Consider the following 15,959-nt stretch of genomic DNA (forward strand, 5'->3'; position numbering starts at 1 on the left):
TGCACCGGGCCCGCGTATCAGCCTGCGTGGGCCCGCGTGCGCGGTCTGTATTGCGGATCGGCGGTGCGACGCTCGGAGGAACGGCTCGCCTCAGCGCCGCTATCGCGTCTGTCGTTGGCCGACACCAGCGCGCCGGACGCCGTAAAGCGTTGCAGCGGCACGAGACGTGCATTGGCGGGCGCACCCGCGGTTGCCATCGCGCTTGCGACTGCGTCCGCCACCGTGCTGGGTACGACGTTTGGTGCCGCGTTTTGAACTGCATTCACCACCGCGCTTGTAACCGCGCTTGTAACCGCATTTGTCACCGCGCTTGTCACCGCACTCGTCACCGCATTCGTCACCGCATTTGTGACAACAGGCACGGTGCGCGTAACGACCGCATTGCCGGGCGCGTGTGCGACCGCCGCACCGGCCTTATTCCGACCGGGCGCTGCGGCCTGCACAGCAGGTTCGCCGCCGCACTCGCGTTCGATCCAGTCACGCCCCCAGTCGAATGCGAAATGCTTCGCCGCATCGCGGTCCTGGAACGGCGGCCCGATTAGCCCGGAACGCTCGACGCGCTGGTTGTCCTTGAGGATCTCCACGGCCGCACGATACTTGCGGTTGCGCACCGGCTGCACCGTCAGTTTCATCACATAACCGCGCCATTCGGCAACCTGCGCCAGGTGCGGCGCACGGTTCGACCATGTCGGACTACGCGGCGCCACGGGACTTTCGTCGCGCGCTACGGGAACGGATGCGGGTGCAACGGATGCGTGCACGCGCTTGCGCGCGTGCACCGGCGCAGCGGGCGGCGCGTCGTTCGCGAGAACGGGCGGCTCCGCGGCCACGAGCTGGCGCGTCATGCTTTCGATCGGATCGGCGAGCGGCGCATCGGCCATGCTTGCGGGTGCCTGCCATGCTTCCGGACTCTTCCAGTAGACAGCAGGCAATCCATCGTCAGGATCCGTTTCATCGGCAATCGCGGCGACAGTCTCTGCCACAGGCTGAGGGGGTTCGGGCACGTAGACGAAACTGCGCCCGCTCTGTGTGAGCCGTTGAACGATTTCGACGAGCGTGCCGCTCGCGTGCCATTCGTCGAAACGGCGGCGGCAGGTGGGCCCGGAAGGATAGCGCGCGGGCAGGCGCGACCACGATTCACCCGTGGTCAAAATCCACAACACCGCATTGGCCACGACCCGCGGCTCCGCACGAGGTCGGCCGCGGCGATTGATTCGAATGGGCGGTTCATCGGATACGAGCGACGACACCATCATCCACTCGTCATCGCTCAGTTCTTCGAAATTCATGCTGATCTCCACGCAGCCGGACCAGGGCTGCAGTGACAAAGCATCCGCGCGCGAATCATGGTTGATTCGCGCGGGAATACTTGGTTGCACCATTTGCTTGTATGCCTGGCTCATTTGCGTCAGACGCTGCACTCAGGAAGTGCGCGTATTCACGGTAGTGACGCAAAGAACGTGGTCTCACTCGTGCACGGGAGAAATTGTGCAGGAAGCATACCACCTGAAACCGGCCACTGAGGAGGGCCGAAATAAGTGTTACGGTTAGAAACAAACTGAGGGCATAAACTGCGTGAATTTTGCCGAAATGCACCTGTAAGTACGGCATTTATTCCTGATTTGCGATTCGTTACGCTGCATGGGCGGTATGCGAGTGGCCTCCATCGCAGCCGGTAAAGCGTGCGTTTTCCCTCGGCCGATTATCCCGTGCTGTTGCTATCACAACCAACGACAGAATGATGACATTGAATGACAACATGGGGGACCGCACGGGTTGCACCTCGCCTGCCGCCACCGGCTCTTTCCGACGCTGCGGCAACCCAGGCGCGGCATAAAAACGAATCCGTTTATAGTGATAAATCATCGGCTCACCTCGGGGGTTCGTGTATGCAAACGTCTGTACCGCGCCTCGCCGCAGCGCTCGCCATCGGCCTTGTGTTGCCCTTGTCGGCCGCACATGCCCAGCTCGGCAACCTGCTGAACCAGGGCACAACGGGCGGCTCGGCCGGGAATGCACTCGGCAATCTCGGCAATCTTGGCAGTTCGCTTTCCGGCGCTTCCGTCACGTCGAACAGCGTCGGCAATGTGACCGGCCTGCTCCAGTACTGCATCAAGAACAATTATCTGAACGCCGATGCTGCGGGCAGCGTCAAGGACTCGCTGCTCAGCAAGCTGCCCGGCGGTGCGAACACGACGGACACCGGCTACCAGCAGGGCAGCAGCGGCATTCTGACCGCCGGCAACGGCTCGAAGCTCGATCTCTCGGGCAGCGGACTCAAGCAGGCCGCCACGCGCCAGGTCTGCGACAAGATTCTGACCCAGGCGAAATCGATGCTGTAGAGCCTGTTCGCTTTGATAACGTACTTGCGCTAGCACCCCCCTGTCGTGCCACAATCAGTGGCATGGCAGGGCACGTGCGCAAATTTTGTGCCGCGTGCCGTTGAACATGAATGCAGCCGGAATGTCGAAGGAATTTCCGGCGTGTTTCAGTCGTCACGGCTATGAGCAAGCACAGAACTCCCGTCGTCACACTCTTCGCGGGCCTTACTGCGATGCTGGTCCCGGCATTCGCGCACGCCGAGCATCGCGACGAGCACTTCGATTGCACGTCGAATCCGCATACGTTCATCTCATCGCTGATCCACGAGAAGTCGATCGATGCGAAGCCCAGCCGGGTCGAGGAGAATTCGGTCAACGCATTCCGGCCCGCTCATGGTCACCAGCTCCGCGCGTTCGGCTTTCCGATTTACATGGTGCTCGGCTACGCGCACGACGACGCACTCTTTCACCACGGCTCGGGTAAAGAAATCGATTCACCGCTTTATGGTGTGGTGGTGTCCGCACCGGAAGAGTCGGTGCGGTTACGGCTGAGCCAGGCCAACAGCGATGCGACGGTGCAGACCGTCGTGCCGATGCTGCTCACGGCCATAGTCTGCGGCGGCTGACGCGCGCCGCATAAACTCAGGACACGCCATGCGCGTCAGGCCGAAAAGAACGCCAGTGCGCCAAGCACCACGCCCCCCGCCGCCATCCCCATCGAGGTATAAAGCAGCCAGCGGCGGCGCGTGAGCAGCGTAATCGCCGTGAGTGCAATCGAGATCTGGATGGCCGTCGTGGCCTGCGCCCAGCGATGATGGCCGTGCATGAGCGTTTCGCTGCGCGCATCGTCGAGCGCCACTTCCCGCTCGATGGCTTCGGCCTTCGCGCGTATCGGCTCCTTCTGCTGGCGATAACGATCGACATCGGCGGCGAAGCGGCGCTGCGCATCGCTTGCATTGGGCGAAAGCGCCGCACCCAGCGCCGCAAGATTTTCTTTCTCGCCTTTCGCCTGGTAATACGCCCACTGGTTTGCGGCCTCGGTCTTGCGAATCGCCGCCTCGTTCTTGTAATAGAGCGCCAGATTTTCGCTCGTCCCGCTCTGGTACGCGAAGATCGCGCCGATCGACGCGAGAATCGCCGTCATCACCGCCATCCGGCCCGCGAACGAATCGGTTTCGCCATGTGCGCCGTGACCGCTGGCGGCATGTTCAACCGCGTGATCGTGCGGCCCGTGCACTTCATACTCTTCAGACATCCAGTGATTCTCCGGTAAACACGCGGTAAAACGCGCGCGCAGCCTCTTCGGCCACTCGATAAGTGGCGCGCACTCAGGGACGCTCAATTATGGTGAGCGCGGCCCGCCTGTCCAGTCATGAGCATGCATCTTTTCAAAGCGAAAATCCAACCGCATCCAATTGAAAGCAGAATGAAGGAATAACTACCCATTTATTGAATTCAGGCACGCGGATCTGTTGCGCCGCCCAACTAACGACAATGAGCACCAACGAGAACCAACGAAAACGCCCGCGCGTGTCGCCGTTCATGGAACGGCGGCACGCGCGGGCGTGGCGTACAGCTTGCAGAGACCGAAGGCTTACCGACCGGCCGCTGCCGTGGGCGAAACTAGCCGCCCAGATAGGCGCGCTTGATGTTGTCGTTCGCGAGCAGGTTGTCCGCGGCGTCGGCGAGCACGACGTGCCCGTTCTCCAGCACATAGCCGCGATCGGCCACGTGGAGCGCCTTGTTCGCGTTCTGTTCGACGAGGAACACCGTCACGCCTTCATCGCGGATCGTGCGGATGATGTCGAAGATCTGCGCGATCACGAGAGGCGCGAGGCCGAGCGTGGGTTCGTCGAGCAGCAAGAGACGCGGACGGCTCATGAGCGCGCGTCCGATCGCAAGCATCTGCTGTTCGCCGCCCGACATCGTACCGGCACGCTGCTTCGCGCGCTGGTTCAGCCGCGGAAACAGCGTGAAGACATGCTCGATACCGGCCTCGATTTCGTCGTGCGACGAGAAAAAGCCGCCCATCTGCAGATTTTCCAGCACCGTGAGGCTCGGGAACACGCGGCGGCCTTCCGGCGAAATCGCCATGCCGAGCCGCATGATCTCGTGCGTCGGCATGCGCGTGATGTCCTCGCCTTCGAACGACACGCGACCCGACGAGGCGCGCGGCGTGCCGCACACCGTCATCATGAGCGTGGTCTTGCCCGCGCCGTTGCTGCCAATCAGCGTGACGATCTCGCCCTTGTTCACTTCGATCGACACGCCCGCGAGCGCTTCCACCGCGCCGTAGTGCGTATGGACCTTTTCCAGCTTCAGCATCAGTCCTCTCCGAGATACGCCTTGATCACGCGCGGGTCGTTGCGCACTTCGTCGGGTTTGCCGATCATGATCGGTTTGCCGTGCTCCATCACGAGAATGCGGTCCGACACGCCCATCACGAGACTCATGTCGTGTTCGATCAGGAGCACCGAAATGCCGAATTCGTTGCGCAATCCATCGACCATCTCCTGCAGCTCGATCTTCTCCTGCGGGTTCAGGCCCGCGGCGGGTTCGTCGAGCATCAAGAGACGCGGCCGGGTAATCATGCAGCGCGCGATTTCGAGGCGGCGCTGGTGACCGTACGAGAGCGTGCCCGCCTCGCGGTTCGCCACGCTCGTCAGACCCACACGCTCGAGCCACTGTGCCGCGTGTTCGAGCGCCGCGCGCTCGGCGCGGCGATACGCGGGCGTCGTGAACAGACCGCTCAGGATGTTGCGGTTGACCTTGAGATGCTGGGCAACCATCAGGTTCTCCAGCACCGTGAGTTGCCGGAACAAACGAATATTCTGGAACGTGCGCACAAGACCGCGCCGCGCCACCTGATGGCTCGGCAGACCGGTGATCGCCTGGCCCTGCAGGCGAATGTCGCCCGCGGTGGGTTTGTAAAAACCGCCGACGCAGTTGAACACCGTCGTCTTGCCTGCGCCGTTCGGGCCGATGATCGCGAACACTTCGTTTGCGCGCACATCGAATTCAATCCCGTCGACAGCGAGCAGGCCGCCAAAGCGCATTTGCAGGCCCGATACTTTCAACAACTGTTCTGCGCTCATCGCGGCAACTCCACATGCGGACGGCTCGCTGGCAGAAGACCCTGCGGGCGCCACATCATCATCAGCACCATCACGAGGCCGAATATCAGCATCCGGTACTCGGCGAAGCCGCGCGCCACTTCCGGCAGCGCGGTCAGCAGGATCGCCGCGAGCACCACGCCCAGTTGCGAGCCCATGCCGCCGAGCACGACGACCGCGAGAATCAGCGCCGATTCGATGAACGTAAACGACTCGGGCGTGACGAGACCCTGGCGCGCTGCGAAGAACGCACCTGCGAGACCCGCGAAAGAGGCACCCAGCGTGAATGCGGAGAGCTTCACGCGCGTCGGGTTCAGCCCGAGCGAGCGGCATGCAATCTCGTCCTCGCGCAGCGCTTCCCATGCGCGGCCCATCGGCATGCGCAACAGGCGGCTCGTGACGAAGAGTGTGAACGCAACCAGTACGAGCGCGAGCAGATAAAGGAAGATCACCATGTGCTCGCCGTTGTATTCCCAGCCCATCAGCTCATGGAATGTCTTCGCGCCTTCCACGCTCGCATGGCGCGCCATTTCGATCCCGAACACGGTCGGCTTGGGAATGCCCGAAATGCCGTCGGGTCCGCCGGTGATGGTCGTGAGGTTGTTCAGCAAGAGGCGAATGATTTCGCCGAAGCCGAGCGTGACAATCGCGAGATAGTCGCCGCGCAAACGCAACACCGGAAAGCCGAGCAGGAAGCCGAACGTGGCCGATGCGAGGGCTGCGAGCGGCAGGCACTCCCAGAACGTGAGGCCGAAATACTGGTTGAGCAGCGCATACGTGTAGCCGCCGACCGCGTAAAAGCCGACGTAGCCGAGATCGAGCAGACCCGCGAAGCCCACCACGATATTCAGGCCGAGGCCGAGAATCACGTAGATCAGCGCGAGCGTTGCGACGTCGACCGCGCCCCGCGAGCCGATGAAGGCGAACACGAAGCCGAACGCGAGCAGCGCCCAGATCGCCACGCGCTGCTGTTTCGCGCCGGGCGCGGGCAGCGCGAGCAGGCGCACGCCGAGCGTCGCGCGCTTGAAAAGCGGCTTGACGAGCTGAAACACGAACACGATTGCAGCGGCAATCCAGACGGGCCGCCAATGCTGGTGCAGCGCGACCTGATAGCCGTCGAGCGTGAGTTGCAGGCCGAGAATCGGCGCGGTAAGGATGATCGTCGCCAGTGCGGCGGCGAACGCGCCCTTGACGGTCTGCGAAGACGAGGTGCCGTGCGTATGTTGTGCGCGCATGGAAACGGGAACGGTTTGACTCATGACGTCCTCACACCTTTTCGACGTCCGGCTTGCCGAGCAGGCCGGTGGGACGGAACAGCAGCACGAGCACGAGCAGGCCGAACGCGACCACGTCCTTGTACTCCGCCGGCATGTAGCCCGAGGCGAAGGTTTCGACGAGGCCGAGCAGAACGCCGCCGAGCATCGCGCCCGGAATGCTGCCGATGCCGCCGAGCACTGCCGCCGTAAAAGCCTTGATGCCCGCGATAAAGCCGATATACGGATTGAGCTTGCCGATCGTGAGGCCGATCAGCACGCCGCCCACGGCGGCCAGCATCGCACCGAGTACGAACGTGAGCGAGATCACGCGGTTCGTATCGATGCCGAGCAGATTGGCCATCTTCATGTCTTCGGCGCAGGCGCGGCAGGCGCGGCCCATGCGAGAACGGGTGATGAAGAGCGTCAGTGCGATCATCAGCACGAGCGTCACGCCGACGATCAACATGCGCGCATACGGAATCGTCACGTCGAAGTTGCCGCCCATGTTGAATTCGAGCGCGCCGGAGATCAGTTCCGGCACCGACACGTCGCGCGCGCCCTGCCCGATCTGCACGTAGTTCTGCAGGAAAATGGACATGCCGATCGCGGAGATGAGCGGCACGAGGCGCGGCCCGCCGCGCAACGGCCGATACGCCACGCGTTCGACCGCGAAACCGTAGAGCCCCGTGACGAGCACCGAGACGATGAGCGCCGCGCCCAGCACGAGCGGCAGCGGATAGCCCGCCGACGTGCCGATGGCCGTGAGCGTGACGAGGCCCACATAGGCGCCGATCATGTAGATCTCGCCGTGAGCGAAGTTGATCATGCCGATGATGCCGTAGACCATCGTGTAGCCGATGGCGATCAGCGCATAGATCGCACCCAGCGTAAGCCCGTTGACGAGCTGCTGGGTGAACTGCGGAAGAAAATCATTCATGCGAAAGCCTCGCGGCGACAAGACCGGTAAAACCGGTCAAGCCCGGATTCGAAAACGCCCCGCCCGTCGCAACGAGGAGCAGGGCGTCCCGGTGACACGCCGCGATTAGTTGGCGGCGGTCTTCGTGGCGTCCTTGTGCCACGTGTAGACGACGAAGCGGAATGCCTTCAGGTCGCCCTGTGCGTCGAATTCCACCTTGCCGATCGGCGTGTTGAACGCGTTCTTGTGCAGGTATGCCGCAACCTTGGTCGGGTCGGTGCTCTTCGCGCCCGCGATGCCGTTGGCGATCACCTGGACCGCGGCGTACGACGGCATCTGGAACGGACCGTTGGCGTCGCGCTTCGCGTCGGTGAATGCCTTCACGAGCTTCGCGTTGGCCGGATCGGCGGAGAAGTCGGCGGGCAGCGTGACGAGCATGCCTTCCGAAGCCGGGCCGGCGATCGCCGTCACGTCCTTGTTGCCCACGCCCTCAGGCCCCATGAACGTTGCCTTCACACCCTGTTCGCGCGACTGGCGCAGCAGCAGGCCCATTTCCGGGTGGTAACCGCCGAAGTAGACGAAGTCCACGCCCTGCGACTTGAGCTTCGTGACGATTGCGGAGTAATCCGAATCGCCGGCGTTGATGCCTTCGAACACGACGACGGGGATGTGCGCCTTGTCGAGCGCGCCCTTCACCGAAGTCGCGATGCCCTGGCCGTACGACTGCTTGTCGTGCAGGATTGCGACCTTCTTCGGCTTGACCTTGTTGATGATGTACGCGGCAGCAGCGGGACCTTGCTGGTCGTCGCGGCCGATGGTGCGGAAAATGAACTGGCGCTTCTTGCCCTGGGTGAGCTGCGGCGCGGTGGCCGACGGCGTGACCATGACGACGCCTTCGTTCTCGTAGATATCCGAAGCGGGGATCGTCGAGCCCGAGCACACATGACCGATGACGTACTGGATATGCTGCGAAACGATCTTGTTCGCGACGGCGACAGCCTGCTTCGGCTCGCATGCATCGTCCATCAGAACAGCTTCGAACTTGTTGCCGTTCGCGCCGCCTGCGGCGTTGATCTGCTCGATGGCGGTCAGCGCGCCCGCCTTGACCATATCGCCGTACTGGGCGACCGGGCCGCTGAACGGACCCGCAATGGCGATTTTCACGGTGTCGGCTTGCGCATACGCACCAAAAGCAAGCAGCGCGGCAGCCACGGAGAGGGAGGTAAGGTGGGACAACGTCATCAGGTGCTCCTCGATTGTTCTGGGTCATCCGGTCAAACGGATTGACCTGCGCAAACGAACAGCACCCCAATCCAACTGCATTGGGGAACGACCTTGACGAGCCTGAGAAAAAAAAGACGTGACGGGGCCCGGCAAGTATCGGCCGCGGTGTAGCGGCCGAGTTCGGCGAGACTGCAAGGGATGCAGCCTGTTTTGCGCAAGCGATCCGCCTGCCCCGTTCGCTGCATTTCGTACCGAAAAGGTGTTCCGGCCTGAATCAGCGATCGGCGGATACTACCAATAAACCCTTGCAAGCGCAACCGTGTATTTCTTCCATACTGCGGGCGTGTAATCAGGCGTATTTGCCGTGTATCAGAGCCCATTCTGGAACCAGTCGATTCGAGGCAGCGAAATGAGAGCCATCGAAAATGCGCGGAAAATCGTCGCATCAGGCGTGGAGATTGAAACGCCCGGCTCAAGACGACCGGCTGGTGCGGCACTTCAGGGGGGCGACCGAAAAACGCAGGCGGCAGGCCATCGCGCGGCGATTGAAAAAGAGCAAAGCCGACTTTCCGGACGGTTTATTTTTTTATTAGCCGATCATTTCGGGCAATCCGAAATATCAGCATTGCGCAATGAACTCGCCCTATGGAAAACCCTAAATAAGATCCACGCACACCGTTGATTTACAAGGAAAATCATCGCGCCCACCGCTTAAAACAGGATGCCTGAGAGATCGCTCCAGAACCGATAATCCACCCTTCCCTAACGCCCGTTATTCCGATCCGAAAACAAGAAAAATTCCGGCGATTGTTCCGTTTCTCCAGAAAACAGGGCGCACATCCATGCTTTAAAGGCACGGATAAAGGCGTGGCGCTGCCGCCGCAAAATGATTTCAACGCATCACAACGGCTCAATCGAAGTGGTATCCTCGCTGCCTCGCCGCCGGCCCCATGCGTGCACCATCCCCGCACGCGCCGCCGAACATCCGGGCTGCACACAGACCGCAGGCGAAGCCGCACCACGCGGACAAATTATCCAGAGACAAAAATCCCGGGGAATTCCCACACCATGAAGTCGCTCAAGCTGGCCGCCAAGACCGCCTCTCAAACTCTCATTGGCAGCGCAATCGCACTGTCACTGTTCTCCGGCGTCGCTCACGCCGCAACCGTCAGCGTGGAAGTGCTGTCGATCGTCGAACACCCGGCGCTCGATGCGATCCGTGACGGCGTGCGCGACGAACTGAAGGCCGCCGGCTACGACGCAGGCAAGAACCTGAAGTGGGAATACCAGAGCGCGCAGGGCAACACCGCCACCGCCGCGCAAATCGCCCGCAAGTTTGTCGGCGACAACCCGAGCGCAATCGTCGCAATCGCCACGCCTTCCGCACAAGCCGTTGTGGCTGCAACCAGGACCGTGCCGGTCGTGTACGCAGGCGTGACGGACCCGGTCGCCGCGCAACTCGTGAAGAACTGGTCGCCGAGCAACACCAACGTCACCGGCGTTTCCGACAAGCTCCCGCTCGACAAGGAAGTTGCGCTCATCAAGCGCGTCGTGCCCAACGCGAAGACCGTGGGCATGGTCTACAACCCGGGCGAGGCGAACTCGGTCGTGGTCGTGAAGGCCATGAAGGAACTGCTCGCCAGACAGGGCATGACGCTCAAGGAAGCCGCCGCACCGCGCACCGTCGACATCGGGCCCGCCTCGAAGAGCCTGATCGGCAAGGTCGACGTGATCTACACGAACACGGACAACAACGTGGTCTCGGCCTACGAGGCGCTCGTGAAGGTCGCCAACGACGCGAAGATTCCGCTCATCGCCGCCGATACGGACAGCGTGAAGCGCGGCGCCATTGCAGCGCTCGGCATCGACTACAGCGACCTCGGCCATCAGACCGGCAAGGTTGTCGTGCGCATCCTGAAGGGCGAAAAGCCTGGCGTGATCGCATCGGAAACGAGCGACAAGCTGCAACTGTTCGTGAACCCGACGGCTGCGCAAAAGCAGGGTGTGACGTTGTCGGCCGACCTGCTCAAGGAAGCCACCGAAGTCATCAAGTAAGCCGCTTAGTAAGCCGTTTTGTGACTCGCGCCCGCTGCGTGCGGGCGCATTCGCAATCGGCCGGAATAAGACCGGCGTGCCTGAACAGGACACGCCTGATGCACACGTAAAACACGTGCGGACATGAAGCCGCACGGCGCCTCGCTGCGCGCGCATCCTCCGCCGGCAAGTCCGCCGACTTGTCCCGTATAGCGCGGCCGGAGGCCGCAACCGGATTTTTCCCCATGTCCCTTTACTCGCTTCTGGGCGCGCTTGAAATCGGCCTGATTTTCAGCCTCGTTGCCCTCGGGGTGCTGATTTCCTTTCGCATCCTGAATTTTCCCGATCTCACCGTGGACGGCAGCTTTCCGCTCGGCGGCGCCGTCGCGGCGACCCTGATCGCCGCTGGTCACGATCCTTTTCTCGCCACCGCCGGCGCAATGATCGCGGGCGCGCTCGCCGGTTTCGTGACCGGCTGGCTCAACGTGCGCCTGAAAATCATGGACCTGCTCGCCAGCATCCTGATGATGATCGCGCTCTACTCGGTCAACCTGCGCGTCATGGGCGCGCCGAATGTGCCGCTGATTTCCGAATCCACGGTCTTTACCCAGATCCAGCCCGCCTGGCTGCCCGACTACATGCTGCGCCCGCTCGCGCTCTTCGTGGTCGTTGTGGTCGCAAAGTTCGGCGTGGACTGGTTCTTCTCGTCGCAATACGGCCTCGCGCTGCGCGCCACGGGCGCGAATCCGCGCATGGCGCGCGCTCAAGGCATCGCCACGGGCCGCGCGACGCTGGCCGGCATGGCGCTCTCGAATGCGCTCGTCGCGCTGGCCGGCGCGCTCTTCGCGCAAAGCCAGGGCGGCTCGGATATTTCGATGGGCATCGGCACAATCGTGATCGGTCTTGCCGCCGTGATCATCGGCGAAAGCATTCTGCCCGCGCGCCGTCTCGCGCTCACGACGCTCGCCGCCGTGCTCGGCGCGATCCTCTATCGCTTCTTCATCGCGCTCGCGCTCAACAGCGATTTCATCGGACTCAAGGCACAGGACCTGAATCTCGTGACCGCCGTGCTCGTGACAATTGCGCTCGTGCTGCCCGCGACGCGCAAGAAACTCTTCGGCCGCAAGAACGGGACGGCATAAGCCATGCTCAGTGCACAGGATCTCAAGCTCACATTCAACCCCGGCACGCCGATTGAAACGCGCGCGCTACGCGGACTATCGCTCGAAATCCCGACGGGTCAGTTCGTCGCCGTGATCGGCTCGAACGGCGCGGGCAAATCGACCTTCCTCAACGCGATCAGCGGCGACCAGATGGTCGACTCAGGCGCGATCACGATTGATGGCCAGGACGTCACGAAGAAGCAGGCGTGGGACCGCGCGCACCTCGTTGCGCGCGTGTTTCAGGACCCGATGGCCGGTACCTGCGAAGCCCTCACGATCGAAGAAAACATGGCGCTCGCCATGGCGCGCGGCAAGCGGCGCGGCTTCGGCCCGGCGCTCAAGAAGCAGGACCGCGAGCTGTTTCGCGCCAAGCTGCGCCTTTTGAACCTCGGCCTCGAAAACCGGCTGACCGACCGCATCGGCCTGCTCTCGGGCGGACAGCGCCAGGCGGTAAGCCTGTTGATGGCGTCGTTGCAGCCCTCGCGCATTTTGCTGCTCGATGAGCACACGGCGGCGCTCGATCCGAAGACAGCCGCATTCGTGCTGGACCTCACCGTGCGCATTGTCGAGGAAGCGAAACTCACGACGATGATGGTCACGCACAGCATGCGCCAGGCGCTCGACTACGGCCAACGCACGGTCATGCTGCATCAGGGGCAGGTCGTCCTGGACGTGTCGGGCGACGAGCGTCGCGGCCTCGACGTGCCGGATTTGCTGCGCATGTTCGAACAAACCCGGCACGAAAAACTAGACGACGATGTTTTGTTGCTCGGTTAAGACTTGTGTCTCGATGTTGCAAAGCCCGTTGGCAGCGTAGCCAGCGGGCTTTTCCGTTTACCTCAATTAATTCCCACAACGAAACTCACACACGCCGCGCACGCACGCAGATAAACGCGGGCGACAATTCGAGTTCGTCATACAGTGCGGGCGCAACCGTCTTCATTTCCGGCACTGGCCGCGGCTCGATCAGCCTGTCGAGCACCCAGCCGCTTTCCGTCAAGCCGTTGACAATCTCCGCCAACGGCCGCCTGAACGCCTCAACATACGGCTTCGGTTCGCCAAAACCGCCCCACCGCAAACCAAACCGCGTCGTCTCGAAGTAACTGCGCGAGCCGCGCGTGCGCGTGTCGATCCAGTCGCGCATCGGGTGCGCCATCGAAAAGACCAATAACGCACCCGGTTTCGCCACGCGATGAAATTCCGCGAAAGTCGGCGCCAGCGTCTCAACGTAGTCGAGCGCCAGCGAGCAGACGATACGGTCGAATGTTTCATTGGCGAGCCAGTGCAGCGGCTGGCCCAGATCGCCCAACGCGATTTCGACGCCTAACCCGGCACAGCGCGCCTGCGCGAATTCGACCATCGCAGGCGTCACGTCGAAGGCGTGCACGCGCGCACCGTCTGCAGCGAGCTTCGCGCTCAGAATGCCCGGTCCGCATCCGGCGTCGAGCACGGTCTGGCCCGACACGTCGCCCAGCAGCGCCGCTGTCGCGGGCCGCTCGTACAGCGCGTTATGGGGTTTCTCCGGCACGCTTTGCGCGTAGCGGTCGGCGAACTGCGAATAGTTCGCGCGGCCTGGGAGTGCATTCGCTTGCGCTGCGTAAGTTGCGGAAATCGCGGGGGGAACGGGTTTATCGGCGGACATCGTACGTGACGCAAATTGACGAAAGCGCTATTGTCCCGCGTTTTGCACGCTTCGCTCCAGCCCGCGCTTCACGCGTGCGATATCGACTCCGCCCGCGCCAGGCAGGTCCGCAAGCGGCATATAGCGCGCGGGCGTATGCAGCAGATAAGCCTGCAGTTCGTCGATCACGATTCGGTCGCTCGGGTCGTAGCCCATGCCGGCCAGTTCCTCGGTCAACGCAGCGCGCTCGGTGTGGCTGAGTTCGTGCCACCAGAACGTGCGGCACGCGTGCGCGTAGGCCGCATCGGAGAAATAACGCCAATGGCCCAGTTCATGGCTCAGGATCGCCGCGCGCACAGCAACGTCGATCACCTCGCCCGCCGGGCCGGTGCCGGTCGCCGGAACCGTGATCAGGAAATCGTGCGCAGAGGCCGCGAACCATGCGCCCGCCTCCTCGCGTATCAGCCCCCAGCGCGCCAGCAGCATTCTGAGCAAATGCTCGCCCTCAGTCAGCGTTACGCGCTGTTGCGACGCGACGTTAAAGAAATGCGCGATCTGAGTCGTGCTGAAATTATTGCCCGCCGTGAGCCCTGCCGGATCCTCGCCGAAGCGCTTTGCGTTCATGACGACGGCATTCATCGTCACGACGCGATCGCGCGGCATGTCGCGCCGCTCGTTCAATGCCACCACGCGCGAGAACATCGCACCCTGCGCGGCGAGGCTCGGTGCGTGCATCACATACAGCCCCGGCTGGTCAGTGATTTCGAAAAGCCGCAGCGTCGGCTCCGCAGGCAACGCTGCTTCAAGCTGCGCGAGCGGCACGCGCAGCACGTCGAGGTGCGGCGCGTCGGCAAAAGCAACGGCCGCGCCCGGCGCGATCACAGCGGGCGCTGCACACACACGCGTGCACGCACACACCAGCGCGAGACACAAGCCGTACGCGCACCATCGCAGAGCGGCACGCATCACGCGGCTCAGTCGGTGACGGTCACGATCGTCACGCGGCGGTTCTCGGGCGCCGCGAGATTACGCCTATTGAGCGGATCGCTCGATCCCTTGCCGATCGCGCTCAGCCGCTCCGGCGCAATGCCGGCCTGCTGCGTGAGGTAGTCCACCACCGCTTGCGCGCGTTGTTGCGAGAGCAACATATTCGCATCGGCATTGCCGCGCGGATCGGCATGCCCTTCCACACGGAATTTGTAGACTGACAGCTTGTCCGATTGCAGCGCGCGCGCAACCTTGTCGAGCGCGGTTCGCGCCGTGCCGGTGAGCGTCGTCGAATTGGTCGCGAACGTGATCAGCATCTGCGCCGAAGGCGGCTTCGCCGGATGCGCCGGTGCGGACATCGCGCCCGGATGTTGATTCGAGAGCACGAAGCCGCGCGTGAGCACGTCGCCCGTGGAAACGGACGGCGTGAGCGCATTGGTGATCGACTGCTCCGTGATGTCTTTTTCCTTCATCACCTGCGTTTGCGCGTACGTCGCACTGCCTGTCGCAATCGCGCAGCACGCGAGCACGATCGCGCGCACGCACTGCAGGTTCCAAATCCGAAATTGCGTGAGACCTGACATGACTCATCTCCGATATATCCGTTTTCATTCCGCCGCGCCAGCGCGCCGCAGCGGCTCCACCCTTGGCCACGCGCCGTCTGCACTATCGAGCAGCCCGGCAAATCGCGGCCCATCCAGCAGGCCCGCGCCGACGCGCAGTGTCGCGGGCACCGCCTCCGATCCCTCAGTCCACCAGGCGCTCGCGCCGGGTGCGACCCCTGCGGCGAGTTGTGCGGCTAAATACGCGCCGAGCGGCGTACCGGCCGACGCCAATGCGCTTTCCACGCGCCACGGCGCGGATTGCGCGCCGATTTCACCATACGTTTCGTCAAGCGCCGCGAGGCGCATGTCGAACAGTTCGAGGTCGAAGTCCGGCGCGAGTGTCGATAGCGCGCACTGCGCCATCGCGTCGAACCACGCCTGCGCGCCATCCAGCCAGCGCGCCAGCACGCTGCGTTCCAGCGGCAACGCAATCGTGAACGGGAAGTAGCGACCCACCCGGTCCACACCCGGCATCAGCACGCCCGCCCACGCGTTCGCGCCGCACAGGCCCGGCGCGAGCACGAAATGCCAGAGCGGCGCATTGAGATAGAACTGCAACCACTGCGCGCCAAAACGCGCGCGCACTTCCAGCATCCCTTCCTGCAGGCTCCGGTCCCACGGCCCGACGAACGACGCGGGCAGCCGACGGATCACGAAATCGCCATGCGTGCGGACCTTGCCGAAGAATCCCGTCTCGTTCACGTTTAACTCGCCGTGCG

Annotated in this window: 18 protein-coding genes; 6 read left to right on the forward strand and 12 right to left on the reverse strand. The window is 63.0% G+C overall.

Translation table 11 applies throughout. The annotated features are described in order from the left end of the window. Window positions 1-17: 17 nt before the first annotated feature. Complete coding sequence (locus tag Q0L30_RS07860; RefSeq protein WP_296653492.1) at window positions 18-1,289, reverse strand: transposase; 1,272 nt, start codon at window positions 1,287-1,289, stop codon at window positions 18-20. A gap of 600 nt (window positions 1,290-1,889) precedes the next feature. Between Q0L30_RS07860 and Q0L30_RS07865 the strand changes: the two genes are divergently transcribed. Together Q0L30_RS07865 and Q0L30_RS07870 are read left to right on the forward strand one after the other, a co-directional pair. Beyond that, window positions 1,890-2,342, forward strand: coding sequence for a DUF2501 domain-containing protein (locus Q0L30_RS07865; protein WP_296653494.1), 453 nt, complete (start codon window positions 1,890-1,892; stop codon window positions 2,340-2,342). 161 nt (window positions 2,343-2,503) lie between these two features. Continuing rightward, window positions 2,504-2,947: a hypothetical protein gene (locus Q0L30_RS07870; protein WP_296653497.1), complete on the forward strand. Its 444-nt coding sequence runs from the start codon at window positions 2,504-2,506 to the stop codon at window positions 2,945-2,947. Between the two features lie 35 nt (window positions 2,948-2,982). Here the strand turns inward: Q0L30_RS07870 and Q0L30_RS07875 are convergent, their stop codons facing one another. The 7 genes from Q0L30_RS07875 to Q0L30_RS07905 all read right to left on the reverse strand — a co-directional run bounded on the left by Q0L30_RS07875 (window position 2,983) and on the right by Q0L30_RS07905 (window position 8,848). Next, window positions 2,983-3,576: a DUF4337 domain-containing protein gene (locus tag Q0L30_RS07875; RefSeq protein WP_296653498.1), complete on the reverse strand. Its 594-nt coding sequence runs from the start codon at window positions 3,574-3,576 to the stop codon at window positions 2,983-2,985. Window positions 3,577-3,709: 133 nt separating this feature from the next. Next, complete coding sequence (locus tag Q0L30_RS07880) at window positions 3,710-3,865, reverse strand: hypothetical protein (RefSeq protein WP_296653501.1); 156 nt, start codon at window positions 3,863-3,865, stop codon at window positions 3,710-3,712. 79 nt (window positions 3,866-3,944) lie between these two features. Further along, window positions 3,945-4,646: an ABC transporter ATP-binding protein gene (locus Q0L30_RS07885; RefSeq protein WP_296653503.1), complete on the reverse strand. Its 702-nt coding sequence runs from the start codon at window positions 4,644-4,646 to the stop codon at window positions 3,945-3,947. Next, window positions 4,646-5,416 (reverse strand): high-affinity branched-chain amino acid ABC transporter ATP-binding protein LivG, encoded by a 771-nt coding sequence (livG, locus tag Q0L30_RS07890; RefSeq protein ID WP_296653507.1) that lies wholly within the window; start codon window positions 5,414-5,416, stop codon window positions 4,646-4,648. Before livG ends, Q0L30_RS07885 begins: the two co-directional genes overlap by 1 nt. Continuing rightward, window positions 5,413-6,669 carry a high-affinity branched-chain amino acid ABC transporter permease LivM gene (locus Q0L30_RS07895; protein ID WP_296653838.1) on the reverse strand — a complete coding sequence of 419 codons (1,257 nt, stop codon included), beginning with the start codon at window positions 6,667-6,669 and terminating at the stop codon, window positions 5,413-5,415. Before Q0L30_RS07895 ends, livG begins: the two co-directional genes overlap by 4 nt. Before the next feature lie 31 nt (window positions 6,670-6,700). Continuing rightward, complete coding sequence (gene livH, locus Q0L30_RS07900; RefSeq protein ID WP_296653510.1) at window positions 6,701-7,627, reverse strand: high-affinity branched-chain amino acid ABC transporter permease LivH; 927 nt, start codon at window positions 7,625-7,627, stop codon at window positions 6,701-6,703. A gap of 105 nt (window positions 7,628-7,732) precedes the next feature. After that, window positions 7,733-8,848: a branched-chain amino acid ABC transporter substrate-binding protein gene (locus tag Q0L30_RS07905; protein WP_296653512.1), complete on the reverse strand. Its 1,116-nt coding sequence runs from the start codon at window positions 8,846-8,848 to the stop codon at window positions 7,733-7,735. A gap of 391 nt (window positions 8,849-9,239) precedes the next feature. Here Q0L30_RS07905 and Q0L30_RS07910 point away from each other — a divergent pair, with 391 nt between their 5' ends. The 4 genes from Q0L30_RS07910 to Q0L30_RS07925 all read left to right on the forward strand — a co-directional run bounded on the left by Q0L30_RS07910 (window position 9,240) and on the right by Q0L30_RS07925 (window position 12,804). Further along, entirely contained in the window at window positions 9,240-9,512 is a 273-nt protein-coding gene (locus tag Q0L30_RS07910; protein ID WP_296653514.1) for a hypothetical protein, read from the forward strand. A gap of 386 nt (window positions 9,513-9,898) precedes the next feature. Then, complete coding sequence (locus Q0L30_RS07915) at window positions 9,899-10,885, forward strand: ABC transporter substrate-binding protein (RefSeq protein WP_296653516.1); 987 nt, start codon at window positions 9,899-9,901, stop codon at window positions 10,883-10,885. Window positions 10,886-11,109: 224 nt separating this feature from the next. After that, window positions 11,110-12,006, forward strand: coding sequence for an ABC transporter permease (locus Q0L30_RS07920; protein WP_296653519.1), 897 nt, complete (start codon window positions 11,110-11,112; stop codon window positions 12,004-12,006). Between the two features lie 3 nt (window positions 12,007-12,009). Continuing rightward, window positions 12,010-12,804 (forward strand): ABC transporter ATP-binding protein, encoded by a 795-nt coding sequence (locus Q0L30_RS07925; RefSeq protein WP_296653521.1) that lies wholly within the window; start codon window positions 12,010-12,012, stop codon window positions 12,802-12,804. 85 nt (window positions 12,805-12,889) lie between these two features. On the opposite strand, the gene Q0L30_RS07930 is transcribed toward Q0L30_RS07925, so the two are convergent. Genes Q0L30_RS07930 through tagF form a run of 4 tightly spaced genes read right to left on the reverse strand, consistent with a single transcriptional unit; the run spans window position 12,890 to window position 15,942 of the window. After that, entirely contained in the window at window positions 12,890-13,669 is a 780-nt protein-coding gene (locus tag Q0L30_RS07930; protein WP_296653524.1) for a class I SAM-dependent methyltransferase, read from the reverse strand. Between the two features lie 27 nt (window positions 13,670-13,696). Next, window positions 13,697-14,614, reverse strand: coding sequence for a hypothetical protein (locus Q0L30_RS07935; protein ID WP_296653526.1), 918 nt, complete (start codon window positions 14,612-14,614; stop codon window positions 13,697-13,699). 8 nt (window positions 14,615-14,622) lie between these two features. Continuing rightward, window positions 14,623-15,219, reverse strand: coding sequence for an OmpA family protein (locus tag Q0L30_RS07940; protein ID WP_296653529.1), 597 nt, complete (start codon window positions 15,217-15,219; stop codon window positions 14,623-14,625). 24 nt (window positions 15,220-15,243) lie between these two features. Beyond that, window positions 15,244-15,942 (reverse strand): type VI secretion system-associated protein TagF, encoded by a 699-nt coding sequence (tagF, locus tag Q0L30_RS07945; RefSeq protein ID WP_296653532.1) that lies wholly within the window; start codon window positions 15,940-15,942, stop codon window positions 15,244-15,246. Window positions 15,943-15,959: the final 17 nt, after the last annotated feature.

The sequence above is a fragment of the Paraburkholderia sp. genome (assembly GCF_024281035.1).
In the GTDB taxonomy this organism is placed as follows: domain Bacteria; phylum Pseudomonadota; class Gammaproteobacteria; order Burkholderiales; family Burkholderiaceae; genus Paraburkholderia.